This window comes from Nocardia sp. NPDC058058, from assembly GCF_042885355.1.
In the GTDB taxonomy this organism is placed as follows: Bacteria; Actinomycetota; Actinomycetes; order Mycobacteriales; family Mycobacteriaceae; genus Nocardia.
Map to the genome: position 1 here is coordinate 641,504 of NZ_JBHVSA010000004.1, position 23,728 is coordinate 665,231.

Genomic DNA, 23,728 nt, shown 5'->3' on the forward strand with positions numbered 1-23,728 from the left:
CGCGTGGCCGGGTGAGTGCGCTACTACCCGATTTTCCTTGGGACACCATCACTTCCGTGAAGGCGAAGGCCGCTTCGCATCCGGGCGGGCTCGTGGATCTTTCCGTGGGCACCCCGGTCGATCCGGTGGATCCGCTGATCCAGGCGGCGCTCGCGTCGGTGGCGGCGGTACCGGGCTATCCGACCACGCACGGCACCCCCGAATTGCGCGAAAGCGTTGTGGCAGCGCTGAAGCGGCGATTCGGGATCACCGGCATCGAGCCGGACGCGGTCCTGCCGGTGATCGGTACCAAGGAGCTGATCGCCGGATTGCCGCGCACGCTCGGGCTGGGCGTGGACAATCTCGTGGTGATTCCCGAGGTGGCCTATCCGACCTATGAGGTCGGTGGGTTGCTGGCGGGTACCCGAATCCTGCGCGCGGACAGCCTGACCCAGCTGGGTCCGGAGAAGCCCGCGCTCATCTTCCTCAATTCGCCGTCGAATCCGACCGGCAAGGTGCTCGGCGTCGAACATCTGCGCAAGGTGGTGGAGTTCGCCCGCGAGCGTGGCGCGATCATCGCCTCGGACGAGTGCTACCTGGGCCTGCCCTGGGAGGGCCGGGCCGTGTCGGTGCTCGATCCCGAGGTGTGCGATGGCGATCACACCGGTCTGCTGGCCATTCACTCGCTGTCCAAGACCTCGAATCTGGCGAGTTACCGCGCCGGTTTCGTGACCGGTGATCCGGCCCTGGTCGCGGAGTTGCTGGAGGTGCGCAAGCACTCCGGCATGATGCTGCCGTTCCCGATCCAGGCGGCCATGACCGCCGCCCTCGGCGATGACGCGCATGAGGCCGAGCAACGCGAGCGCTACCGTGCCCGCCGCGAGGTGCTGCGAAAGGCGTTGGCGGCGGCCGGGTTCCGGATCGACGATTCCGAGGCCGGACTGTACCTGTGGTCGACCCGGGGCGAGCCGTGCCGCACCACGCTGGACTGGCTGGCTGAGCGCGGCATTCTGGCGGCTCCGGGCGAGTTCTACGGCCCGCGCGGCGCACAGCATGTGCGCATCGCGCTGACCGCGACGGACGAGCGCATCGCGGCCGCGGCTGATCGTCTGACCAGCTGATTTACTTCCGGACCCCGGGTCGTGCTAACGTCTACCGCGTTGCAAGGCCCGGTGGCCCGGCAACAGTTAAGGCCCTGTGGCGCAGTTGGTTAGCGCGCCGCCCTGTCACGGCGGAGGTCGCGGGTTCGAGTCCCGTCAGGGTCGCACTTCGAAGGAAGGGCGTGAGCAGCAGCTCACGCCCTTCCTTTTTGCGTTGGGTCCCTTGCCTTCTGGTTGCCGGACTTTTTCCTGATTTGCCGAAAACTGACACACAGCTACTTCACAATCTCTATAACAGGTTCTCATCGAGTCTCGATGAGGAGTCTTTCAGTGCGTGGATCCATTTATGAAACCCCCGGTAAGAGTATGTACGGGAGTAACGTCACCCGCCGCGGTTTCCTAGCTGCAACAGGTGTCATTTTCGGGGCGGCGGTGCTGGCCCGAAAGGTCCCCGCCCAGGCGTTGCCGACCAAACAGCTCGCCGACGGCGACAAGGTGCCGGTGCTCGTCATCGGCTCCGGGTACGGCGGCGCGGTCGCGGCGCTGCGGCTGGCGCAGGCCGGAGTCGACGTGGCCATCGTCGAGATGGGCATGTCCTGGTCGCAGCCGGGCTCCGACGGCAAGATCTTCTGCAACATGCTCAAGCCGGACGGGCGGTCGTTCTGGCTGCGGACCGAGACCGATCAACCGGTCAACCACTTCATGGGCGCGCCCTACAACAAGTCCATCAACAGGTACACCGGCGTACTGGATTCCGAGCACTTCAGCGGGATTCGCGTGTACCAGGGCCGCGGCGTCGGCGGTGGCTCGCTGGTCAACGGCGGTATGGCTGTCACGCCCAAACAGGAGAACTTCGCCAGCATCCTGCCCTCGGTGGACGCGGGCGAGATGTACAGCACCTACTACCCGCGCGCCAATACCGGCCTCGGGGTGAACAATATCGATCAGTCCTGGTTCGACAGCGCGGACTGCTATCAGTTCGCTCGCGTCGGCCGCAAACAGGCTGAGCGGTCCGGGTTTTCGTGGACCTTCGTGCCGAATGTCTACGACTTCAACTACATGAAGCAGGAGCAGGCCAAGACCGTCACTCGCTCCGCGCTCGATGGTGAGGTCATCTACGGCAACAACTACGGCAAGAAGTCGCTCGACAAGACCTATCTCGCCGCGGCCGTAGGCACCGGCAAGGTCGGCATCACGCCCATGCACATCGTCACCGCGGTATCGCCCACCGACGGCGGCTACAAGGTCGAGATGAAGCAGATCGATACCAGCGGCAATACGGTGGCAACCAAAGCCGTTGTGGCGCAGAAGGTCTTCTTCGCGGCCGGCAGCGTGGGCACCAGCAAACTGCTGGTCAGCATGAAGGCCACCGGTAAACTGCCCAACCTGCCCGATTCGGTCGGCACCGGCTGGGGCACCAACGGCAATGTCATGGTGGCGCGGCAGAATCAGGCCTGGGACGCCACCGGCAGCCTGCAATCCTGTATTCCGACCCTCGGCATCGACAACTGGGCCGACAGCGGTGGCCCGGCGTTCGCCGAGGTGTCGCCTTTCCCGGCGGGGCTGGAGACCTTCGCGAGCCTGTATCTGGCCATCACCAAGAATCCCAATCGCGGCAAGTTCACCTACAACTCCGGAACCGGCGGGGTGGACCTGAACTGGCAGACCGCCTGGAACCAGCCGAGTATCGATGCCGCCAAACGCATTTTCGACAAGATCAACAAGAAGGAAGTGACGATCTACCGCACCGACCTGTTCGGGGCGACCAAGACCTGGGGTGACGACCTCACCTACCATCCGCTGGGCGGTTGCGTGCTCAACCAGAGCACCGACAACTACGGGCGGCTGACCTCGTACAAGGGGCTCTACGTCATCGACGGCTCCTTGATCCCGGGTATGACGACGGTGAACCCGTTCGTGACGATTACTGCTCTCGCGGAACGCAATATCGAGAACATCATCGCCAACGACCTGACCTAACCGGAGAATTTTCGGAGCGTCTCGCCCACGGCGGTGGTCTTGTTCGCGTTAGCCTGGGATATGGACGCTGTCACGGTTGTCCCTGCTCCCGCGAACGAACCGGTGCACACCTACGCACCCGGCTCTAGTGAACGCGCACTGCTGACGGGCAGGCTCGCCGAAATCTCCGCAGGATCTATCGATGTGCCGCTGGTGATCGGCGGCAAACACCAACCCGGTAGCGGTGAACGCGCCGACATCGTGATGCCACACCGGCATCGCCACGTGCTCGGCACATTCACCGATACCACCCACGCGGAGGCGAGCGCGGCGATCGACGCCGCGCACGCCGCCGCACCCGCCTGGCGGGCGCTACCGTTCGAGGAACGCGCGGCCGTACTGCTCCGGGCGGCCGATCTGCTCGCCGGACCCTGGCGCGAAACCATCGCCGCCGCCACCATGCTCGGCCAGTCGAAAACGGTGCAGCAGGCCGAAATCGATGCACCCTGCGAACTCGTCGACTTCTGGCGCTTCAATGTGGCGTTCGCCCGGCAGATACTGGCCGAACAACCGCAATCCTCGGCGGGGGTGTGGAATCGGCTGGACTACCGGCCCCTGGAAGGGTTCGTCTACGCGGTCACACCCTTCAACTTCACCGCCATCGCCGGGAACCTGCCCACCGCACCCGCGCTGATGGGCAATACCGTGGTGTGGAAACCCTCACCGACGCAGACGCTTTCGGCGTACTACACGATGAAACTGCTGGAGGCGGCGGGCCTGCCGCCCGGGGTGATCAATATGGTCACCGGCAATGGCGTGCGGTTGTCCGAGGTGGCGCTGGCCGATCCGCGGCTGGCCGGAATCCACTTCACCGGCTCGACCGGGACCTTCCAGTACCTGTGGCAGCAGGTCGGCGCGAATATCGGCCGGTATCACGGGTATCCGCGCATCGTGGGCGAGACCGGCGGTAAGGATTTCATCGTCGCGCACTCCTCCGCCGATCCGGATGCGCTGCGCATCGCCATGATTCGCGGTGCCTACGAGTATCAGGGGCAGAAGTGTTCGGCCGCATCCCGCGCGTACGTCGCGAAATCGGTGTGGCGTGAGATGGGCGACGAATTCCTGGCTCAGGTCGACGAGCTCACTTACGGCGATGTCGCGGATCTGTCGAATTTCGGTGGGGCCGTGATCGATCGGCGCTCCTACGACAAGAACGCGGCCGCCATCGCCCGTGCCCGCGACAAGGGTCTGGGCATCACCGGCGGCGGTTGTGACGACTCCGAGGGGTTCTTCATTCGCCCGACCGTGCTGCTCAGCGATGATCCCGGGGACGAATCCTTCGCCACCGAGTACTTCGGGCCGATCCTGTCCGTGCACGTCTACGACGACAGCCGCCCGGACGCCTTCGCGGACATGCTCACCACCGTCGACGCCACATCGCCGTACGGGCTCACCGGTGCGATCTTCGCCCGCGACCGCCAAGCCGTCGAACAGGCAACCACCGCACTGCGATTCGCGGCCGGGAACTTCTACATCAATGACAAGCCGACGGGCGCGGTGGTCGGGCAGCAGCCCTTCGGCGGGGCGCGCGCCTCGGGCACCGACGACAAGGCCGGGTCCCATCTCAATCTGCTGCGCTGGGTCGCGCCGCGCACCCTGAAGGAAACCTTCGTCGCCCCAACGGATTACCGCTACCCGCATATGGAGGAGGCGTAATGAACCCGCTCCGACCGGCAATCCTGGCCGCGGCCGATTCGCCGCGACTGAAGAAGGCGGTGACCAAGACCCCGCTCACCGCGGCGGTGGTGCGGCGGTTCGTGGCGGGGGAGACCCGCGCCGAACTCGCGCCCGTGGTGCGCACGCTGCTGGACAGCGGGCGCATGGTCAGCGTCGATTTCCTGGGCGAGTACACCACCGATCCGGCCATGGCCAATGCGGCTGTGGCCGAATACTTCTCGCTCATCGACGATCTCGCCGAACTGGATCGCGCACCCGATACCGAGGTACCGCCGGTGGAGGTGTCGGTGAAACTCTCCGCGCTCGGGCAGTCCCTGGGCGCGGACGGTCCGGCCATCGCCGCGGAGAACCTGCACAAACTGTGTGCCAAGGCGGTCGAATCGCGGGTGTGGGTGACCGTGGACGCCGAGGACCACACCACCACCGACGACACCCTCGCCGCCGTCGAACAGGCGCGCGCCGAATTCCCGTGGCTGGCAGTGGCCATGCAGACCTATCTGCGCACCGCCGAAGACAACTGCCGCGACGCGGCCGCCTCCGGTACCCGAGTTCGCCTGTGCAAGGGCGCATATCAGGAACCCGAGACGGTGGCGTATCAGAAGCGCGGTGAGGTCGACGGCTCCTACCTGCGGTGTCTGGACGTGCTCATGCGCGATGCCTGGCATCCCATGATCGCCACGCACGATCCGGCGATGGTGGAGGCGGCACTGCGGCTCTCGGCTGAACATCGGCGCAGCCCAGGGGATTTCGAATTCCAGATGCTCTACGGCATTCGCGACGCCGAGCAGCGCCGCCTGGTCGACGAGGGCCACGCCCTGCGCGTGTACATCCCCTACGGCACCCAGTGGTACGGCTATCTCATGCGCCGCCTCGCCGAACGCCCCGCCAACCTCGGCTTCTTCCTCCGCGCCCTCACCGAACGCGGCTGATCTCCCCGTCATCCCGGCCAAAAGCATGCCGGGATGACGAAGGGTGCTCAGACCAGGGGGCGGCCGAAGCGGCGGCGCAGGCGCATATCGGTGAGGTAGAAGTTGTAGGGGAAGAGGCGGATCACCGTGGGCATGCGGGTCCAGACCGCGGAGATCAGGCGCAGGAAACCGCCGAAGAAGCGTTCGTCCCGGGCCGACCAGGTCATGCCCATCTCATCCCGGAGGTGTTGCGGGAGTAGGGCGGTGACGATGAAGCGGTGCAGGCCGCCGAGCAGGAATTGCAGCGGGTAGGGCAGCATCTTCAGATCGGTGAGCGCGTTGAAGTACGCGCGGGTCGGCTCGTCGATGTGCTTGGTGGCCAGGTTCTCCTCCCAGTACGCGTAGAAGGCGTCGCGGGTCGGCGGCCACATCTCCTCGCGCATTTGCAGGGTGGTGCCCAGGCGGGCGCTGTAGCGGTAGAACGCTTCGGCCACTTCGGGACTCATCGGTCCGCGCATACGGTGGTAGAGATCGTCCACGCCCCAGTACAGGCAGGCCGCCACCCACAGTTGGAGTTTGGGGTCGAAGGCGTTGTACTTCACCGGGCTGGCGGGCTTGGTGTGCACGGTGCGATGCGACCTGTTCACCGCCTCGCGATAGGCGGCGCGATCCTCGTCGTCACCGAGCAGCGCGACGGCGATATAGGTGAGGGTGGTGCGCAGTCGTTTGATGGGCCGCACCATGACGCTGCCGCTGCGCACATCGCTCTCCATCACGCCGTAACCGACGGGTTTGAGCGAGAGTTGCATGATCACATTGGCGGCCCCGCCGAGGAAGGCGGCCAGTCCGTCGATATGCGCGCGGACGGATTCGGGGGTGAGCGATTCGGTGCCGAGCGCGAACTCGTAGCCATCTGCCGGGTCGGGGAAGGGCTGGCGCAGCGGGGCGGTCATCGTTGACTCGACTCCTCGTCGTCGTTCCTCGTCGCTGAGGAGAGTGTGAGAAACTCTTGTCCTCACCTTCTCATCGAGGTGGGTCACTGTCAATGTGCGATGATTGGTGCCTCATCGTATCTTCGCGACTCGAAAGGGGCCGGACCATGGCCAAGCTGGCCAAACTCCTGCCGCTCGTGCGCGGATCCGCTCCGGAGGATCAGAATCAGGCCAAGGTGCTCGATGCCGCATTGGTCGCCTTCCTCGACTTCGGGATCAAACGCACCAGCATGGTCGAGGTCGCCCGGCGCGGCGGGCTCTCGCTGGCCACACTCTATCGGCGTTTCGCCGGCAAATCCGATCTGATCGAGGCGGTCGGGCTGCGCCTGGCCCGCCAGTTCATCGCCGACGCCGATGCCGCCGTACACGCGGAGATCGAACGCGACGCCAGCGCGCAGGATCAGATCGTGGCGCTGTTCATCGCGTTCATCGAGGGACTGCGCGGCAATCAGCTGCTGGGCCGCCTGCTCAAGACCGAACCCGAGGTGGTGCTGCCGTTCCTCACGGTGCAGGGCGCGCCCGTCATCGAATTGGGCCGGGATTATCTGGCCGAGTTCATCACCCGGCTGCAATCCGAAGGCAAACTGCCGGAATACGATCCGCTACCGCTGGCGGAGATGGTCGCCCGCAACGCGCTGTCACTGGCGCTGACCCCGCAGACGGTGATCCCGCTCGACGATGAGGCCGCACTGCGGCAGTTCGCCATCGACCATGTCCTGCCCGGCTTCCGGATTCAGTGAGCCGCAGCGGTTTTCACACCAGCGGCAGGCCCAGCCTGCGGCGCAGTCGCATATCCAGCAGATAGACGTTGATCGGGAAGATCCGCACCGGCGTGGGCAGCAATTCCTCCGCCGTGCCGACCGTGCGCATGATCCGGGCCAGCAATCGATCCTGCCGCGGCGACCAGGTCATTCCCATTTCGTCCCGAAGATGTTGCGGCAGTAGGCCGGTCACGAAGAATCGGTGAATTCCGCCGAATGCCGATCGCACCGGCAGCGGCATCATCTTCAAATCGATGAGATCCTCGAAATAGGCGCGAACTCGCGGATCGATGGTTGTCGCCGCGAGGTTCTCATTCCAATACTGTTCGAATGCACCGCGATTCGCGGGCCACATCTCCTCGCGCATTTGCAGCGTGCTGCCCAGGCGCGCCGAATACCGGTAGAACGCGTCGGCATCGGCCGCGCTCATCGGCCCGTGCATGCGCTCGTAGAGATCCCGGGCGCCCCAATAGAGGCAGGCCGCCACCCACAGCTGTAATTTCGGATCGAATGCGTTGTACTTCACCGGATTACCGGGCCGGGACCGCACCTGCCGGTGCGAGGTGTCGACCGCCGCGCGATAGGCCGCCCGATCCGCGTCGGTCCCCAGCAGCGCCACGGCCAGATAGGTGATGGTGGTCCGCAGCCGCTTGATGGGATGCACCATCACATTGCCGCTCTCCACCGGCGATTCCACCACCCCGTATCCCACGGGTGGATGCGCGAGCTGCATGATCACATTCGCGGCCCCGCCGAGCAGCCCCGCCGCCCCGTCGATGAACTGCCGGATATCGATTTCGGGCTCGCCCGCCGGCTCGTAGTACGGCTGCGCGGCCATGGGTCTGGTCATCGTCGACCACATCCTCGGAGTGAGAAGGTTGTACACAAACTGTCTTACCCACTCGCACCGCCTGTCAACCGACCGGCCGCCATCGCGACCGATTCGTATCTCGCCCGGCCCGATTCGCCCGCGACGGCCGCTTCGGTAGCGTGAGCGGGTGTCTTATGGGTCGCCACTCCTGCTGAGGTCCTTGCATCCCGCCGCCGTCGCGGCCGGGGACGATATCCCCGATGCCGTCACCATCGACGGGGTGAGTTTGTCGCGGAGCGATTTACTCGGGGCGGCCACCTCGGTCGCCGAACGGGTCGCGCAGGCGCAGCGGGTGGCAATACTCGCGCGGCCGACCGTGCGCACCGTGCTGGCCGTGGTGGGATGCCTTATCGCGGGTGTGACGGTGGTTCCGGTGCCGCCGGACGCGGGTAGTGCGGAATTGGCGCATATCCTCGATGATTCGGGAGCCCAGGCCTGGCTCGGCGAAGCGCCCGAAGGCAGTGCGCTGCCGGTGATTCCGGTGCGCACGCACGCGCGCTCCTGGCACACCTATCCCGAACCCGCGCCCGGGTCAATCGCTTTCATCCTCTACACCTCGGGCACCACGGGCGCGCCCAAGGGCGTCATGTTGAGTCGCCGTGCCATCGCGGCCGGGCTGGACGCCCTCGCGCAGGCATGGGGATGGAAGTTCGATGACGTACTGGTGCACGGGCTTCCGCTCTTCCATGTGCACGGGCTGATTCTCGGGCTGCTCGGGCCGTTGCGGGTCGGCAGCCCCGTGATCCACACCGGTAAGCCGACGCCCGAGGCGTATGCCGCCGCGCCGGGCACCATGTATTTCGGTGTGCCGACGGTGTGGTCCCGCATCGCCGAGGACACCGCCGCCGCAAAGGAATTGGCGAAGGCGCGGATCCTCATCTCGGGTAGCGCGCCGCTGCCGGTGCCGGTATTCGAGCGCTTGCGCGAATTGACCGGGCACGCACCGCTGGAGCGCTACGGCATGAGCGAAACCATGATCACGCTGTCCACCCGGCCGGACGGCGAGCGGCGGCCGGGCTGGGTGGGCACGCCGGTCGCCGGGGTAACGACCCGATTGGTCGACGAGGCCGGGAACGTGCTGCCGCACGATGGGGAAAGCGTTGGCGGACTTCAGGTTCAGGGGCCCATGCTGTTCGACGGGTACCTGGGCAAGCCCGAGGTGACCGCCGCGAACTGGACCGCGGACGGCTGGTTCAAGACCGGCGACGTCGCGGTCATCGACGCCGAGGGCATGCACCGGATCGTCGGCCGCGAATCGGTGGACCTGATCAAATCCGGCGGTTATCGGATCGGGGCGGGGGAGATCGAGACCTCGCTGCTCGGACATCCCGCCGTGGCGGAGACCGCGGTGATCGGCGTCCCCGACGACGACCTCGGCCAGCGCATCGTCGCCTATGTCGTACTGCGCGACGGCGCGGGCGATGCGGTATCCCAGCAACTCATCGACCATGTGGCGGGCGAACTTTCGGCGCACAAGCGGCCCCGCGAAGTGCGCGTGGTGGACACGCTGCCGCGCAATGCCATGGGCAAGGTGCAGAAGAAACTGCTCGGCTGAACATCGCCCCGCCCGGACCGTGTCGCTTGACCTGAACCGCACTTCAGGTCATAACGTCGCGGACATGATCGCAACACTGACGCCCGCGCAGATCGAGTATCTGGGCAGCCAGCGCCTGGGCCGGCTCGCCACCATCCGGCCCGACGGGTCACCGCAGAACAATCCCGTCGGGTTCCGCTACAACGCGGACCTGGGCACCATCGATATCGCCGGCCACAATATGGGGGCGTCGCAGAAGTTCCGGAACCTCGCCAAGGAGGAACGGATCGCCTTCGTTGTCGACGATGTGCCCTCGGTCAACCCGTGGACCGTGCGGTGCCTCGAAATCCGCGGCACCGCACAGGCTTTGCGCGGCGTCGAAAGCTATATCCCCGGCGGCACGCCGGAGCTGATCCGCATCACCCCGGAGCGGATCATCGCCTTCGGTATCGAATAGCGGATCCCCCGTCATCCCGGCATGCTTTTGGCCGGGATCCACACCAGCTCAGTGGATCCCCGCCAAATACGCGCCGGGATGACGGAGGTGCACTCAGTCGTTGGCGTGCAGTGCGGCATTCAGCTCGATGCCGGTGCCCTTGCGCGCCACCGCTTCCACCGTGCCGGTCACCGAATTGCGGCGGAACAGCAGATTGTCCTTACCGCTCAACTCCGATGCCTTGATGACCGCGCCGTCCGGCAGCGTCACCTTGGTGCCCGCGGTGACATACAGTCCCGCCTCGACCACGCAGTCGTTGCCGAGCGAGATGCCCAGCCCCGAATTCGCGCCCAGCAGGCAGCGCTCACCGAGCGAGATGACCTGCTTACCGCCACCGGACAGGGTGCCCATGATGGACGCGCCGCCGCCGACATCGGAGCCGTCACCGACCACGACGCCACCCGAAATGCGGCCCTCCACCATGGAATTGCCGAGCGTGCCGGCATTGAAGTTCACGAAACCCTCGTGCATGACCGTGGTGCCCGAGGCCAGATGCGCGCCCAGGCGCACCCGATCGGCGTCCGCGATGCGCACACCCGACGGGGCCACGTAATCCACCATGCGCGGGAACTTGTCGATGCCGTACACGGTGACCGGGCCGCGGGCGCGCAGCTTCAGTCGGGTGAGCTCGAACTCCTCCACCGAGCACGGGCCGTAATTGGTCCACACCACATTGGCGAGCAGACCGAACACGCCGTCCAGGTTGAGGCCGTGCGGCTTGACCAGACGATGCGAGAGCAATTGCAGGCGCAGGTACACCTCATGCGTATCGACCGGCGCGGCATCGAGATCGGCGATGCTGGTGCGCACCACGACCGTCTCGACGCGGCGGGCCTCGTCGACCCCGGCGGCGTCGGCGAACTTGGCGTATTCGATATCGGAGGCGTCCAGGCGCTTGGTGCCGGTATCGGCGACCGTGCCCAGCTCCGGATACGGGTACCAGGTGTCCAGTACCGTGCCGTTGGCGGTGATGGTGGCGAGGCCGACTGCTACTGCTCCCTGAGTGCTCACGTCGGTAAAGATTACCGGCCGCGAATTTTGCCCCGAATGGTGGCTTTTTGTGCCACGGCCGCCGCCATACCGGGAGCGGAGATTACACCTCCTTTAAGGTGGAAGGGGTGACCATCGATCTGAGCGCCGACCCGATCAACCTCGCTGCCGCTCTGGTGGACATTCCCAGCGTTTCCAAGGACGAGACGCTGATCGCCGACATCGTCGAAAAGGCCCTGCGCGAGCAGACCACCGGCTTCGAAATCCTGCGGCACGGCAATACCGTGCTGGCCCGCACCAACCGCGGTCTGGCCACCCGGGTCATTCTCGCCGGACACCTGGACACCGTGCCCATCGCCGACAATGTGCCCAGCCGGTTCGAGGTCACCGAGACCGGTGAACGGCAGCTGTGGGGATGCGGCACCGTGGATATGAAATCCGGGGACGCGGTCTTCCTGCACCTGGCCGCCACCGTCGCCGAACCCGTGCACGATCTGACGCTCATCTTCTACGACTGCGAGGAGATCGCCGCCGAGTTCAACGGGCTCGGCCGCATCGAACGCGAACTGCCCGAATGGCTCGAAGGCGATCTCGCCGTGCTCGGCGAACCGTCCGGCGGCTGGATCGAAGCGGGATGCCAAGGGACGCTGCGGATTCGGCTCACCACCTCCGGCGTGCGCGCGCACACCGCGCGCGCGTGGCTGGGCGACAACGCCATCCACCGGCTCGCCCCGATTCTGGAGCGCCTCGCGAATTATCAAGCGCGCGAAGTGGATATCGACGGCTGCGTGTACCGCGAGGGTCTCTCGGCGGTGCGCGTCTCCGGCGGCGTCGCTGGCAATGTGGTCCCCGATGTGGCCGAGGTCGACGTGAACTTCCGGTTCGCCCCCGACCGCACCCTGGACGAGGCCACCGAACATGTGCGCGAGGTCTTCGCGGGCCTGGACCTGGGCTTCGAACGCACCGACGGCGCACCCGGCGCGCTCCCGGGCCTGACCGCCCCCGCCGCCAAGGACCTCATCGAGATCGTGCACCTGCACGGCAGCGGCGGCGTCCGCGCCAAATACGGCTGGACCGACGTCTCCCGCTTCGCCGCCCGCGGCATCCCCGCCGTCAACTTCGGCCCCGGCGACCCCAACCTCGCCCACAAACGCGACGAACACCTCCCCGTCGACCAGATCACCCAGGTCACCTCCATGCTCCGCAGCTACCTCCTGGGCGACAAGGCCTGACGGCTCGCGCTGCAACGTCGTCCCGGCGAGCGGCCCCTCGTCATCCCGGCGAGCGGCCCCTCGTCATCCCGGCGAGCGGCCCCTCGTCATCCCGGCGAGTGGGCTCTCGTCATCCCGGCATGTTTTTGGCCGGGATCCACACCTGCGGTGCTGTAACTGCGTGCTGGGGATCCCGGCCAAAAACGCGCCGGGATGACGGGGTGGGTACGGTTGGCTGCATGTCTGCTGAGGCTGAAATCCCGGGTTCGAAGAGTCCACGGTTTCGTGGGCCGATAATGCTGCGCCGGGATCGCAAGGTCGGGATCGGGACCACCGATCAGCATCTGCTCGATGAGCGGGGACCGGCGGATTGGGTGCATACCGATCCGTGGCGGGTGTTGCGCATTCAGGCCGAATTCGTCGAGGGCTTCGGGGCTTTGGCGGAGGTGCCGCGTGCGGTCGCCGTGTTCGGGTCCGCGCGGACCGCGCCGGATTCGCCGGAGTATCAGGCGGGCATCGCCATCGGCGGGGCGCTGGCGCGGGCCGGGTTCGCGGTGATCACCGGTGGTGGACCGGGAGCCATGGAGGCCGCGAATCGCGGTGCCTCCGAGGCGGGCGGGTATTCGATCGGGCTCGGGATCGAGCTGCCGTTCGAACAGCATCTCAACGAGTGGGTCGATCTCGGCATCAACTTCCGGTACTTCTTCGCGCGCAAGACCATGTTCGTGAAGTACGCGCAGGCATTCGTCTGCCTGCCGGGCGGATTCGGCACCCTGGACGAGCTGTTCGAGGCCCTCACACTGGTGCAGACGCATAAGATCAATCAGTTCCCGATCATCCTGTTCGGCACCAAATACTGGTCGGGACTGGTGGATTGGCTGCGCGAGTCACTGCTCGGGTCGGCCAAGATCGCGCCCGGCGATATGAACCTGCTGCACGTCACCGACAGTGTGGACGAGGTACTGAGCATCGTGCTCGCGGCCGCCGAACAGCGCGCCGAAATGGACGCCGCGGCACAGGGAGATCAGTGGTGAGCGAATCGTATTCGGTCTGCGTGTACTGCTCGGCGAGCATCGGCGATCCCGCCGCGCTGGAGCTCGCCCGTTTGGTGGGAGCCGAAATCGGCCGCCGCGGTTGGCAATTGGTGTCCGGCGGCGGCAATGTCTCGATGATGGGCGCGGTCGCCACCGCGGCTCGCGCGGCGGGTGCGAAGACCGTCGGGGTCATCCCCAAGAAGCTGGTGCACCGCGAAATGGCGGACGTGGACTCCGATGAGCTCATCGTCACCGACTCCATGCGCGAGCGGAAGCAGGTGATGGACGAGCGCGCCGACGCCTTCCTGACCCTGCCCGGCGGCATCGGCACCCTGGAGGAGTTCTTCGAAACCTGGACCGGGGCCTACCTGGGCATGCACGACAAGCCCGTGGTGGTGCTCGATCCGGACGGGCACTATCGCGGCCTGTTCGCCTGGCTGGAGGAACTGCGCGAACGCGGTTACGCCGGACGCGAGGCGATGGACCGGGTGATCGTGACCGGCGATCCGGCCGAGGCCTTCGCGGCGCTGGGTCCCGGGCTCTGATTTCGGTCCGGGGCTGCGATCCCTGTCGAAGTTGACAGATTGCGCCGTCACAAGCGGTGCATCTGACAATTTTGTCCGGGACTACCGGGTTTCACTCGACAACGCGGGGTGTATCCGTCAGGGTGTGACGACGAGCACGACCCGGTGAGGAGCCCCGCGCAGTGAACAACGACGCCCGTTCGACGGTCAGCCTGGTGGATCTGGCACGCAGCCTGCCCGGTATGGCGGTACAGCTGCCGGGCATGACCCGCAATGCCGTGCACATGCTGGTGAAATCCGATTCCAAGGCATCGATCGGACTGTTCTTCCAGCGCGCGGCCGCCAAACATCCCGAACGCGCCTTCCTGCGCTTCGAGGGCCGCGAATACCGTTGGGGCGAAGCCAATTCCGAGGTGAACCGGTACGCGAGCGTACTGGCCGCGCACGGCGTCAAGCGCGGTGATGTGGTCGGCGTGCTGATGACCAATCGGCCCGAATCGCTGTTCACGGTGCTCGCCATCGTGAAACTCGGCGCCACGGCCGGACTGCTGAACCACAATCAGCGGGATGCGGTGCTACAGCACAGTTTCGGCCTGCTGAACTCGGTGCTGGACGTGATCGGCGAGGAATGCGCCGAGGCCCTGGACACGCTCACCGAACTGCGCCCCGCGGTGCTCTGGTCCAAAGATCTGGAGGCCGCGTCCCGCACCGCCGACGCCACGAATCCCGCTGTCTGCGAACAGGTCCTGGCCAAGGAACGCGCCTACCTGATCTTCACCTCCGGCACCACCGGGCTGCCCAAGGCCAGCGTCATGACCCATATGCGCTGGACCAAGTCCATGGCCGGGGTCGGCGGTCTGGGCGTGCGCCTGGACGGCGGTGACACCCTGTACTGCTGTCTGCCGCTCTATCACAACAACGCGCTCACCGTCGCGCTGTCCTCGGTGGTCGCGGGCGGCGCGACACTCGCACTGGGACGCAAGTTCTCGGCCTCGCGCTTCTGGGAGGAGGCCATCGCGAGTCAGGCGACCGCCTTCATCTACATCGGCGAGCTCTGCCGCTATCTGCTCAATCAGCCCGCGCGCCGTACCGATCGGCAGCATCGGGTCCGGCTGGCGGTCGGCAACGGCCTGCGCCCGGAGATCTGGGACGAATTCCGGGATCGCTTCGGTATCAAGCGGATTGTCGAGTTCTACGGCGCGAGTGAGGGCAATGTCGCCTTCATCAACGCGTTCAGCCTGTCGCGCACAGCGGGTTTCACCCCGCTGCCGTTCGCGGTGGTCGAATACGACGATGCCACCGGCAAAGCCAAGCGCGGCCCGGACGGCAAGCTGCGCCGGCTGGGCGCGGGCGGGGTGGGCCTGCTGCTGGCCAAGGTCACCACCAGTTCCCCCTTCGACGGCTATACCGACAGTGCCGCAACCGAATCCAAGCTGGTGCGGGACGGCTTCACCGCCGGTGACTGCTGGTTCGACACCGGCGATCTGGTGCGCAATCAGGGCTGGGGTCATATCGCCTTCGTGGACCGGCTCGGCGACACCTTCCGCTGGAAGGGTGAGAACGTGGCGACCACCGAGGTGGAGGGCGCGTTCGACGGTATCGACGCCGTACTCCAGGCTGTGGTCTACGGCGTGGATATCCCGGGCGCGGACGGTAAGGCGGGCATGGCCGCGATCACCCTCGCCGAGGGCGCGACCTTCGACGGTAAGGTCGCCGCGAAGACCCTCTACGACCGGCTGCCCACTTACGCTGTGCCCCTTGTTATTCGAGTGGTCCCGGAACTGGAGCAGACCTCGACCTTCAAGTCCCGCAAGGTGGAACTGCGCACCCAGGGACTCGGCGCGGACGACATCAGCACGCTGTACGTGCTGACCGGGCGCGGTGACGGCTACGTCCCGATCTACCCCGAATACGCGGCCGAGGTGGCCGCGGGCAAACTTCCGCGCGGCTGACGACCCCGGGCGGCGGCCGGAATCCGGTCGGCTGCCCAGCATCAGCTGGACACGTGTCGGTACAGTCGAGGGCATGTGTGCGCCGTTGCCGACATTGTGCGGAAAGCCGGTGGCGACGGATCGGGCGCTGGTGATGGCGATCGTGAACCGGACGCCGGACTCGTTCTATGACCGGGGTGCGACCTTCTCCGACGAGGCCGCCATGGCCGCGGTCACCCGGGCCGTGGACGAGGGCGCCGATCTGGTCGATATCGGCGGTGTGAAGGCCGGACCCGGTAGCGATGTGGATGCCGCCGAGGAGGCGCGCCGGGTGGTGCCGTTCGTCGCCGCTATCCGGCAGCGATTTCCCGAGCTGCTGATCAGTATCGACACCTGGCGGGCCGATGTGGCGCGGGCCGCCGTGCACGCGGGCGCGGATCTGATCAACGACACCTGGTCCGGGGCGGACCCGGAACTGGTCGAGGTGGCCGCGGAACTGAATGTCGGAATTGTGTGCAGTCATACCGGGGGAGCCATTCCGCGCACCCGCCCGCATCGGGTGCGCTATACCGATGTGGTGACCGAGGTCACCGAAACCGTTGTCGCGGCGGCCGAGAATGCGGTCGCGGCGGGAGTTTCCAAAGACTCGATATTGATAGATCCCACGCATGATTTCGGGAAAAACACGTATCACGGGCTCGATTTGTTGCGTTCTGTGGACGTTCTTGTGAATACCGGATGGCCTGTCTTGATGGCGCTGAGTAATAAGGATTTCATCGGAGAGACTCTTGGTGTCGAGCTATCCGAGCGATTGGAGGGCACATTGGCAGCGACTGCATGGTCGGCCGCGGCGGGTGCTCGAGTTTTCCGGGTACACGAAGTAGCGGCCACCCGACGCGTGGTGGACATGATCGCCGCGATCCAGGGCCTGCGCCCACCCGCCCGAACCCTGCGAGGTCTGGCATGAACAAGGTGACCGACTGGGTGACCAGCAATACCTGGGACCGCCCCGAATGGACCGTCGAGGAACTCGTGGCCGCCAAGGGCGACCGCACCGTCTCGGTGGTCCTGCCCGCACTCAACGAAGAAGCCACGGTCGCGACCGTGGTGGCCAGCATCCGGCCCCTGCTGGGCACGCTGGTGGACGAACTCGTCGTCCTGGACTCCGGATCCACCGATGCCACCGCCGAGCTCGCACAGGCGGCGGGAGCGCGCGTGGTCACCCGCGAACAGGCCGTGCCCGAACTCGATCCGGTCCCGGGCAAGGGCGAGGTGCTGTGGCGCTCCCTGGCCGTCACCTCCGGTGACCTGGTGGCGTTCGTGGACTCCGATCTCATCGATCCGGACCCGATGTTCGTGCCGAAACTGCTCGGGCCGCTGCTGACCGTCGACGGAATGCACCTGGTGAAGGCGTATTACCGGCGTCCGCTGCGGCAGGGCGCGACCATCGACGACAACGGCGGCGGCCGCGTCACCGAACTGGTGGCCCGCCCGCTGCTCTCGGCGCTGCGCCCGGCGCTGTCGAATGTCTTGCAGCCCTTGGGCGGTGAGTACGCGGGCACCCGTGAATTGCTCACCGCAGTGCCGTTCGCACCCGGGTACGGCGTGGAGATCGGGTTGCTGCTCGATACCCACGACATGCTCGGACTGTCCGCCATCGGACAGGTGAATCTCGGTGTGCGCCAGCACCGCAACCGCCCGCTGTCCGAACTCGGGGTGATGAGCCGCCAGATCCTGGGCACGGTCCTCGGCCGTGCGGGCGTCTCCGACTCGGGTGCCGCACTGACCCAATTCCCGCTGATCAGTGGCGAATTCACGGCACGCTCCACGGACGTGTCGCTGGAGGATCGCCCGCCGATGAACACGCTGCGCCCGGAATGGGCTGCCGCGTAACGATCCCGCCGTCCCGGTCGCGTACGCGACCGGGACTCAGCGATCGTGGCGGTAGATCGGGGTGAGCAGGTCGGCCTCGATCGGCTCGCCGGTATTGCGGTCGTAGCGCACGCCCACCACCGCCGAGAACGGGTGGGTGGCCGCGCGCTCGTGCAGCGTCGCCAATCTCGTTGCCAGCAAACGGATCGCGCCCAGCGAGGCCGGGGGATGCAATCCGTCGATGACAAGGACCGTTCCCTTACCGTCCGGGCGGGGCAGCCGGGCCAGGTACGCGATGTCGTACGGCTCGGTGCCGCCAGGGCGGTATACGCGCCGCGCGGCCCGATCCTCGATACCCCGGCGCACCCGGCCCGCGCGCGCCACCGTGCGGCGCAGCCGGGGATCCGCGGCCACGAGATAGCGCAGACTGGGCGACAATTCGGGTCCGCCGAGCACGATCAGGCCGTCCCGATCCAGATCGAGCGGCCGCCCGGGTAGGAAGCGCTGCACGGCCGCGGTGAACCCGAGCTCGCGCAGCAGCTCCACCAGGCGATGCGGCGCGGCCGCGTCCGGCGCGCCCACCAGGGCGATGGCGCGGGTGGTGCTGCGCACGTCCGGGGTGAGAATCGTGAGCGGGCCGTGCCCGAAGAACAGGCCCTCCGGCACCGGACCCTGGGTGCTCACCTGATGGATGCGGGCCCGGGAAAGTCCGGCGGCCGCACCGATTCTGGCGAACGTCCAGCCCTCGGCATGTAGTTCGCGGATTACGGCGCGGCGTATACGCGTCAGCTCATTGATCTGCTGCTGCGCCGCCGCCACGCCGTCGGTGGCGGCTTTGAGGCGCTCGACCTTGTCCTCGATCGCGAACACCCGTGCCACCTCGTCGGCTGACATGGAGGCAGTCTAGATACCTGAACAGCCCCATGCGTCTAGACCACTTGACGAAGTTGCTCTAGGTGGCGTCCGGATCGACCGGCGGACGTTCGTTGCGCTCCAGCGGTTTCTGCGGTTTCGGCATGGAGTAATCCTCGAAACCGCTGCTCGCGGCGGTGACCGGCTTGTCGAAGTTTCCGGTCAGAAACGAATCGTCGCCATTGAGAAGATGTTTGGTGACCAGAGTCTTGGGATTCATACCGCGGAGTTCGTTCAACTGCTCCAGCGGCTTGCGGATCTCCTCGAACTCCGGCCCCAACTCGTCCTTGAGTTGCTGCGTCGCCCCGCTCGCGTAGTCCCGGGCCTGGCGCAGCGCATTGGTTGTCCAGCGCACGGCGCCGGGCAACCGCTCCGGGCCGAGGATCACGAGGGCGGCGACGAGCAGAATAAGTAGCTCGCCCCAGCTGATATTGCTGAACACGGTACCTATTCTGCCTTAATCCGATTCCAGGGTTACCGGCACATCGACTTCCCGGCCGTCGCGAATGAGCCGCACATTCACCGTCTGACCGATCTCATTGGACTGCACCGCGACCGTCAATTCCTCCGGCCCGGTCACATCGCGATCGCCGACCTTCACGATCACATCGCCCTCCACGATGCCCGCCTTGGCGGCCGGGCTACCGGCCTGCACATCGGCGACGGCCGCACCGCTCATCACGTCATTGGCGACGATTTTGGTCTTGGCGCTCACACCCAGACGCGGATGATGCACCGACCCGTCCCGGATCAGTGCCTGCGAAATCCGCTTCACCTGATCCACCGGAATCGCGAAGCCCAGACCCACCGAACCACCGCTCTCGGACTTGATAGCCGAGTTGATGCCGATCAGCCGTCCCGTCATATCCACCAGCGCGCCACCGGAATTACCGTGGTTGATCGCGGCGTCGGTCTGCACGGCGTCGAGCGTGGCATTGGTGTCGGTGCCCTCGCCGCCCACCTTCACCGGGCGGTGCAGCGCCGAGACGATACCGGAGGTGACGGTCTTCTCCAGGCCCAGCGGCGAACCGATGGCCAGCACATCGTCGCCGACCTTCACATCATTGGAATTGCCGAGCTGAATCACCGACAGGTTCTTCACATCGACTTTCAGCACCGCCAGATCGGATTTGATATCGCGGCCGACAATGCTGGTCGGCACCCGGGTGCCATCGGAGAACACCACTTGCAGTTGGGCTTTGCCGCTCTTGTCATTGGCGGCGAGTGAGATCACGTGATTATTGGTGACGATGTAACCCGCGCCGTCGATCACCACACCCGAACCCGTGGAACCGGAATCGCCGACCCAGGCGCGCACGGTCACCATCGCGGGCATGACGGTATCCACGACCTTGGAAATCTGGCCGTGCGCCACATTCGTCGAATCCGCGGACTGCAATGAGACTTTGCGGGAGGTGAGCGCCGATTCGGCGGTGAGCCGCCCGACCAGACCGCCCAGCAAACCACTCATCAGCCCGACGATCAGTGCGATCGCGGCCAGGATGGCCAGCGCCGCGGGCGCGACCTTACCGCCGAACAGCACCTCCCGGGCGCTGATCTGACGGCCCTGCGTCAACGGCGGCGGCAGCGGGGTGCCCACGGCCGGAGTGCCAAGGCGGGCAGCGGAATTCGGATCCCGCCACGGATCGGCCGGGCCGGCCGCGGCGGCCGTCTCGGCCTTGGCCTCGGGATCACGCTGCAACAGCTCCTGTGAACCGGCGGGACGGCCGAACGCCTCGGCCAGCACCGCGTCCGGCGGTCGGTTCTGCACCTGCGGGCCGTCCGTAGCGGCGGCCGCGGCCGCCGCGGCGGCCGTGCGCGGTGAGAACGAGCCGTTCTGCCCACTCGGGCGGCGGAAGGCGCGTGCGGTATGCGTATCGACATGCGGCCGCATTACCGGCCGCGGTCCCAGGACCGGTGCGTCCGACGGCCTCAGGTTCCCCCGATCGGCCGCCGAATCCGAAGCCTGCGCGGAATTCTGCAGGTTGTTCGCCGCGGGCCCGTCACCCGGAACCGGGCCCGTGTTCTTCGATTCGGTGGTCACGCGATGAACTCTACTTGCGCCACCAGGATGTCCACCGTTTGCTGTCGAACGAATCTTGGCGCAGCCCGACGAAGTTCGCGCCGCGCGCGAAAGTTCCGCGATCCGCATTCAGCGTTTCCGCCGTCGGAAGTTCGGACAGCGGGATGCGGCTCAGCGAATCGTGCAGGCGCATCGGCGCGGAAATCTGATCCGAGGACTGTCGCAGCGCAATGCGCGCCTGCTGCTGCGCGTCCACCTCGGCCGCGCATTCGACGCATACGGAAAGATGGTGAGCGGCACGCAGGTACGCGTTCATCCGCAATTCGCCGTCCACGTACGCGGCAATGGCCTCACTGGCCAGATGCTCGGTCGGGGCGAATCGAGGTGGACGCGGCGTTCTGTCCTGCCCACTCATAAGCTGCACACCCTTCCGGACCACCTCGGCTGCATCGGGAATGCCGGTGTTCGGGCGCTGGGCCCGGCCTGTCACCTGGCGTTCTCGGGGGCGGCGAAGCGCCGCTCCACTCCATTATGCGCAAGGTGTTCTTTGAGTGCCTGACGTCCTCGGTGGATACGGCTGCGCACGGTGCCCAGCTTGACCCCGAGCGTCGCGCCGATCTCCTCGTACGACAGACCTTCGATATCGCAGAGCACCACCGCGGCACGGAACTCCGGCGCCAGCGAATCCAGCGCGGCCTGCAGCTCCGGATCCAGGTTGGCGTCGTGATAGACCTGCTCGGGGCCCGGACCCTCGGACGGCACCCGGTCGTAATCCTCGGGCAGCGCCTCCATGCGAATCCGATTGCGGCGCCGCACCATATCCAGGAACAGGTTCGTGGTGATGCGATGCAGCCAGCCCTCGAAGGTGCCCGGCTGATAGTTCTGCAGCGAGCGGAACACCCGGATGAAGGTTTCCTGGGTCAAATCCTCTGCGTCCTGCTGATCACCGGTGAGGCGGTAGGCCAGGCGGTACACGCGGTCGGCGTGCTCCCGGACCAGTTCGTCCCAGGTCGGCATCATGGTGCGGTCACCGGTGGCATCGAAAGCCGCGGTGCCGCTCAGGGCAGCCTCGTCGAGTTCGCTATCCGGCACGGTGGTGCCGTCCAGCACGGAGTTCAAGTCCTGCGTGGGCAGGATGGCGGGTTCACGCGCCGCGTCGACCATGTGGATGGGATTACCTCCTACTCGGGACCGAAGTTCCGACTGCCGGGTACAACCGACCTGGTTGGTCGTGTGTTCCCCGCCCGCCGGACCGACTGTCGCTGGCCTGACTTGGCAATACTCTTGCCGGTCCCGATGTGGTGGTCGTATGCGCAGGCTGAGGGACACCTGAGAAAAATCGCCACACCGGCCGGTCGCCGCCGGGCTTTCCCGGTTCCGCGCCATTAGCCTCATAGCCGTGAGCCTCACTCCCGCGGCATCGAACCTGCAGCGCAACCTCGCCTACGTGGAGGAATCCGTCGCCGAGGACGAGATTCTGATCAGCGCGCGCGAACGCGCCCTCGAACTCGGTGCCGCACCGGTACCCCCGTCGGTGGGCGCACTTCTCAGTATGTACGCGCAATTGCTCGGCGCGCGAGCGGTCGTGGAGGTCGGCACCGGGGCCGGGGTGAGCGGACTCTGGCTGCTCGACGGCATGCGCGAGGACGGCACGCTCACCACCATCGACTCCGAACCCGAACATCAGCGCGCCGCGCGCGAGGCGTTCCGGTCCGCCGAGATCGCGCCCGCGCGCACCCGGCTGATCAACGGCCGGGCGCTGGATGTGTTGCCGCGCTTGGCCGATGGGGCCTACGACCTGGTGTTCATCGACGCCGCGCCGCTGGAGCATCCGCAATACGTGGCACAGGCGGTGCGATTACTCCGCGAGGGCGGGGCGATCCTGCTGCACAACGCGCTGCTCGGCGGGCGGGTGCCCGATCCGGCGCAGCGCGATCCACAGACCCAGGCGGTGCGCGCGGCCACGCGGGCCATCGCGGAGGATCCGGCGCTGACGAGCGTGCTGATTCCGGTCGGCGACGGGCTGCTCTGCGCCTCGCGCGGCTGATGTGTGCTGCGCTTCGCGCGGCTGATTGTTCTTCCGACCTGCGGATAATGTTTTCCACGCGGGGACTTTCCGCGTAGCAGCAGGTGCTGCGGGGGAAGTGTTCCGCGCGTGGAACATCCGCGTTCGCGCTTGTTGTGCGACCTTCACGATTTCTTTCCGGCGCACACCCCTTGCCATCTGATTGAACGAGTGTTTAATCTATTGAACATGCGTTCAACCGCCGAGGATCTGACCACCCGCGCACGGATTCGCGATGCCGCGATCGCCACCTTCGGCGAACAGGGCTTCGGGGTCGGGGTGCGGGCCATCGCGGCCGCGGCGGGCGTCTCGCCCGGTCTGGTCAACCATCACTTCGGGTCCAAGGACGGGCTGCGGGTGGCCTGCGATGAGCACGTCCGGGATGTGATCCGGGCCGCGAAAGTCGAATTCGCGCAGCGCCCCTCACCCAACGGGCTGCTGGAACAGATGGCCGAGATCGAGGAATTCGCACCGCATATGGCCTATATGCTGCGCAGCTTCCAATCCGGCGGTGATCTGCTGACGAGTTTCTTCGAGCATATGGTCGAGGACGTCGAACAGTATCTGATCGCCGGTGTCGCGGCCGGAACCTACCATCCGCCAAGGGATTTGAAGGCCACCGCGCGCTACATCGCCACCACCAACGGCGGCGGCATGGTGATGTTCCTGCAGTTGTACGCCGCCCAGCACGAGGGCCGCATCGACTATCGAAAAGCCTTGCGCGAGTACGCGAATCAAATGACGCTGCCCGCGCTCGAGATCTACACCAACGGTCTGCTCACCGACTCGATGGCGCTGGACACCCTCACCGAACAGCAGTAGTACCCCA

General features: G+C 66.2%; 23 protein-coding genes and 1 tRNA gene. 16 read left to right on the forward strand and 8 right to left on the reverse strand.

From position 1 onward, the window contains the following. The first annotated feature begins 11 nt into the window (after nt 1-11). The 5 genes from dapC to ACFVUS_RS34075 all read left to right on the forward strand — a co-directional run bounded on the left by dapC (nt 12) and on the right by ACFVUS_RS34075 (nt 5,704). A complete protein-coding gene (gene dapC / locus ACFVUS_RS34055) occupies nt 12-1,100 on the forward strand; it encodes a succinyldiaminopimelate transaminase (RefSeq protein WP_387778456.1) in 1,089 nt (362 codons plus the stop codon). Between the two features lie 70 nt (nt 1,101-1,170). Further along, nucleotides 1,171-1,244: transfer RNA gene (locus ACFVUS_RS34060), tRNA-Asp, on the forward strand. Between the two features lie 201 nt (nt 1,245-1,445). Next, the gene (locus ACFVUS_RS34065; RefSeq protein WP_387778459.1) at nt 1,446-3,059 is read left to right on the forward strand and encodes a GMC oxidoreductase; all 1,614 of its coding nucleotides are present in this window, start codon (nt 1,446-1,448) and stop codon (nt 3,057-3,059) included. A 60-nt stretch (nt 3,060-3,119) separates the two neighbouring features. Further along, on the forward strand, nt 3,120-4,754 hold the full coding sequence (gene pruA, locus ACFVUS_RS34070) for an L-glutamate gamma-semialdehyde dehydrogenase (RefSeq protein WP_387776142.1): 1,635 nt from the start codon (nt 3,120-3,122) through the stop codon (nt 4,752-4,754). Next, complete coding sequence (locus tag ACFVUS_RS34075) at nt 4,754-5,704, forward strand: proline dehydrogenase family protein (RefSeq protein ID WP_387776145.1); 951 nt, start codon at nt 4,754-4,756, stop codon at nt 5,702-5,704. Before pruA ends, ACFVUS_RS34075 begins: the two co-directional genes overlap by 1 nt. A gap of 47 nt (nt 5,705-5,751) precedes the next feature. On the opposite strand, the gene ACFVUS_RS34080 is transcribed toward ACFVUS_RS34075, so the two are convergent. Beyond that, the gene (locus tag ACFVUS_RS34080) at nt 5,752-6,636 is read right to left on the reverse strand and encodes an oxygenase MpaB family protein (RefSeq protein ID WP_387776148.1); all 885 of its coding nucleotides are present in this window, start codon (nt 6,634-6,636) and stop codon (nt 5,752-5,754) included. Between the two features lie 146 nt (nt 6,637-6,782). Here ACFVUS_RS34080 and ACFVUS_RS34085 point away from each other — a divergent pair, with 146 nt between their 5' ends. Continuing rightward, nucleotides 6,783-7,415, forward strand: a complete 633-nt coding sequence (locus ACFVUS_RS34085) for a TetR/AcrR family transcriptional regulator (protein WP_387776151.1) — start codon at nt 6,783-6,785, stop codon at nt 7,413-7,415. Nucleotides 7,416-7,428: 13 nt separating this feature from the next. On the opposite strand, the gene ACFVUS_RS34090 is transcribed toward ACFVUS_RS34085, so the two are convergent. Beyond that, entirely contained in the window at nt 7,429-8,286 is an 858-nt protein-coding gene (locus tag ACFVUS_RS34090) for an oxygenase MpaB family protein (protein ID WP_387776154.1), read from the reverse strand. A gap of 148 nt (nt 8,287-8,434) precedes the next feature. Between ACFVUS_RS34090 and ACFVUS_RS34095 the strand changes: the two genes are divergently transcribed. Next, on the forward strand, nt 8,435-9,862 hold the full coding sequence (locus tag ACFVUS_RS34095) for an acyl-CoA synthetase (RefSeq protein WP_387776157.1): 1,428 nt from the start codon (nt 8,435-8,437) through the stop codon (nt 9,860-9,862). A 64-nt stretch (nt 9,863-9,926) separates the two neighbouring features. After that, nucleotides 9,927-10,298: a PPOX class F420-dependent oxidoreductase gene (locus tag ACFVUS_RS34100; RefSeq protein WP_375965545.1), complete on the forward strand. Its 372-nt coding sequence runs from the start codon at nt 9,927-9,929 to the stop codon at nt 10,296-10,298. Between the two features lie 93 nt (nt 10,299-10,391). Here ACFVUS_RS34100 and dapD read toward each other — a convergent pair whose 3' ends face one another. Beyond that, nucleotides 10,392-11,348 (reverse strand): 2,3,4,5-tetrahydropyridine-2,6-dicarboxylate N-succinyltransferase, encoded by a 957-nt coding sequence (gene dapD, locus ACFVUS_RS34105; RefSeq protein WP_387776160.1) that lies wholly within the window; start codon nt 11,346-11,348, stop codon nt 10,392-10,394. 107 nt (nt 11,349-11,455) lie between these two features. On the opposite strand from dapD, the gene dapE reads away from it, so the two are divergent. From dapE to ACFVUS_RS34135, 6 genes are all read left to right on the forward strand, one after another. After that, nucleotides 11,456-12,559: a succinyl-diaminopimelate desuccinylase gene (gene dapE / locus ACFVUS_RS34110; protein ID WP_387776163.1), complete on the forward strand. Its 1,104-nt coding sequence runs from the start codon at nt 11,456-11,458 to the stop codon at nt 12,557-12,559. Between the two features lie 218 nt (nt 12,560-12,777). Continuing rightward, nucleotides 12,778-13,572 (forward strand): TIGR00730 family Rossman fold protein, encoded by a 795-nt coding sequence (locus ACFVUS_RS34115; RefSeq protein WP_387776166.1) that lies wholly within the window; start codon nt 12,778-12,780, stop codon nt 13,570-13,572. Next, nucleotides 13,566-14,117, forward strand: a complete 552-nt coding sequence (locus ACFVUS_RS34120) for a TIGR00730 family Rossman fold protein (protein WP_387776169.1) — start codon at nt 13,566-13,568, stop codon at nt 14,115-14,117. Before ACFVUS_RS34115 ends, ACFVUS_RS34120 begins: the two co-directional genes overlap by 7 nt. A gap of 161 nt (nt 14,118-14,278) precedes the next feature. Beyond that, complete coding sequence (locus ACFVUS_RS34125; RefSeq protein WP_387776172.1) at nt 14,279-16,048, forward strand: long-chain-acyl-CoA synthetase; 1,770 nt, start codon at nt 14,279-14,281, stop codon at nt 16,046-16,048. Nucleotides 16,049-16,121: 73 nt separating this feature from the next. After that, nucleotides 16,122-16,994, forward strand: a complete 873-nt coding sequence (gene folP / locus ACFVUS_RS34130; protein WP_387776175.1) for a dihydropteroate synthase — start codon at nt 16,122-16,124, stop codon at nt 16,992-16,994. Then, on the forward strand, nt 16,991-17,920 hold the full coding sequence (locus tag ACFVUS_RS34135) for a glucosyl-3-phosphoglycerate synthase (RefSeq protein ID WP_364640020.1): 930 nt from the start codon (nt 16,991-16,993) through the stop codon (nt 17,918-17,920). The genes folP and ACFVUS_RS34135 overlap by 4 nt, the downstream gene beginning before the upstream one ends. Before the next feature lie 36 nt (nt 17,921-17,956). On the opposite strand, the gene ACFVUS_RS34140 is transcribed toward ACFVUS_RS34135, so the two are convergent. The 5 genes from ACFVUS_RS34140 to sigE all read right to left on the reverse strand — a co-directional run bounded on the left by ACFVUS_RS34140 (nt 17,957) and on the right by sigE (nt 21,998). Then, nucleotides 17,957-18,793 (reverse strand): hypothetical protein, encoded by an 837-nt coding sequence (locus ACFVUS_RS34140; RefSeq protein ID WP_364640017.1) that lies wholly within the window; start codon nt 18,791-18,793, stop codon nt 17,957-17,959. 58 nt (nt 18,794-18,851) lie between these two features. Continuing rightward, nucleotides 18,852-19,253 carry a Sec-independent protein translocase protein TatB gene (tatB, locus tag ACFVUS_RS34145; RefSeq protein ID WP_364640014.1) on the reverse strand — a complete coding sequence of 134 codons (402 nt, stop codon included), beginning with the start codon at nt 19,251-19,253 and terminating at the stop codon, nt 18,852-18,854. Nucleotides 19,254-19,268: 15 nt separating this feature from the next. Next, on the reverse strand, nt 19,269-20,855 hold the full coding sequence (locus ACFVUS_RS34150) for a S1C family serine protease (RefSeq protein WP_387776180.1): 1,587 nt from the start codon (nt 20,853-20,855) through the stop codon (nt 19,269-19,271). A 10-nt stretch (nt 20,856-20,865) separates the two neighbouring features. Continuing rightward, nucleotides 20,866-21,249: a hypothetical protein gene (locus tag ACFVUS_RS34155; RefSeq protein ID WP_387776183.1), complete on the reverse strand. Its 384-nt coding sequence runs from the start codon at nt 21,247-21,249 to the stop codon at nt 20,866-20,868. A gap of 71 nt (nt 21,250-21,320) precedes the next feature. Then, the gene (gene sigE, locus ACFVUS_RS34160; protein WP_387776186.1) at nt 21,321-21,998 is read right to left on the reverse strand and encodes an RNA polymerase sigma factor SigE; all 678 of its coding nucleotides are present in this window, start codon (nt 21,996-21,998) and stop codon (nt 21,321-21,323) included. A gap of 235 nt (nt 21,999-22,233) precedes the next feature. Between sigE and ACFVUS_RS34165 the strand changes: the two genes are divergently transcribed. Both ACFVUS_RS34165 and ACFVUS_RS34170 read left to right on the forward strand, forming a co-directional pair. After that, a complete protein-coding gene (locus ACFVUS_RS34165) occupies nt 22,234-22,881 on the forward strand; it encodes an O-methyltransferase (protein WP_387776189.1) in 648 nt (215 codons plus the stop codon). A gap of 207 nt (nt 22,882-23,088) precedes the next feature. Further along, nucleotides 23,089-23,721, forward strand: a complete 633-nt coding sequence (locus ACFVUS_RS34170) for a TetR family transcriptional regulator (protein WP_387776192.1) — start codon at nt 23,089-23,091, stop codon at nt 23,719-23,721. Nucleotides 23,722-23,728: the final 7 nt, after the last annotated feature.

Bases quoted from the DNA above. Each gene is read 5' to 3' on its own strand.
- ACFVUS_RS34155 (WP_387776183.1), bottom strand. From the start codon at position 21,249: ATGAGTGGGCAGGACAGAACGCCGCGTCCACCTCGATTCGCCCCGACC.
- ACFVUS_RS34100 (WP_375965545.1), top strand. From the start codon at position 9,927: ATGATCGCAACACTGACGCCCGCGCAGATCGAGTATCTGGGCAGCCAG.
- ACFVUS_RS34135 (WP_364640020.1), top strand. From the start codon at position 16,991: ATGAACAAGGTGACCGACTGGGTGACCAGCAATACCTGGGACCGCCCC.
- ACFVUS_RS34080 (WP_387776148.1), bottom strand. From the start codon at position 6,636: ATGACCGCCCCGCTGCGCCAGCCCTTCCCCGACCCGGCAGATGGCTAC.
- ACFVUS_RS34090 (WP_387776154.1), bottom strand. From the start codon at position 8,286: ATGACCAGACCCATGGCCGCGCAGCCGTACTACGAGCCGGCGGGCGAG.
- ACFVUS_RS34140 (WP_364640017.1), bottom strand. From the start codon at position 18,793: ATGTCAGCCGACGAGGTGGCACGGGTGTTCGCGATCGAGGACAAGGTC.
- ACFVUS_RS34170 (WP_387776192.1), top strand. From the start codon at position 23,089: ATGCGTTCAACCGCCGAGGATCTGACCACCCGCGCACGGATTCGCGAT.
- sigE (WP_387776186.1), bottom strand. From the start codon at position 21,998: ATGGTCGACGCGGCGCGTGAACCCGCCATCCTGCCCACGCAGGACTTG.
- ACFVUS_RS34085 (WP_387776151.1), top strand. From the start codon at position 6,783: ATGGCCAAGCTGGCCAAACTCCTGCCGCTCGTGCGCGGATCCGCTCCG.
- ACFVUS_RS34115 (WP_387776166.1), top strand. From the start codon at position 12,778: ATGTCTGCTGAGGCTGAAATCCCGGGTTCGAAGAGTCCACGGTTTCGT.
- ACFVUS_RS34065 (WP_387778459.1), top strand. From the start codon at position 1,446: ATGTACGGGAGTAACGTCACCCGCCGCGGTTTCCTAGCTGCAACAGGT.
- folP (WP_387776175.1), top strand. From the start codon at position 16,122: ATGTGTGCGCCGTTGCCGACATTGTGCGGAAAGCCGGTGGCGACGGAT.
- ACFVUS_RS34075 (WP_387776145.1), top strand. From the start codon at position 4,754: ATGAACCCGCTCCGACCGGCAATCCTGGCCGCGGCCGATTCGCCGCGA.
- pruA (WP_387776142.1), top strand. From the start codon at position 3,120: ATGGACGCTGTCACGGTTGTCCCTGCTCCCGCGAACGAACCGGTGCAC.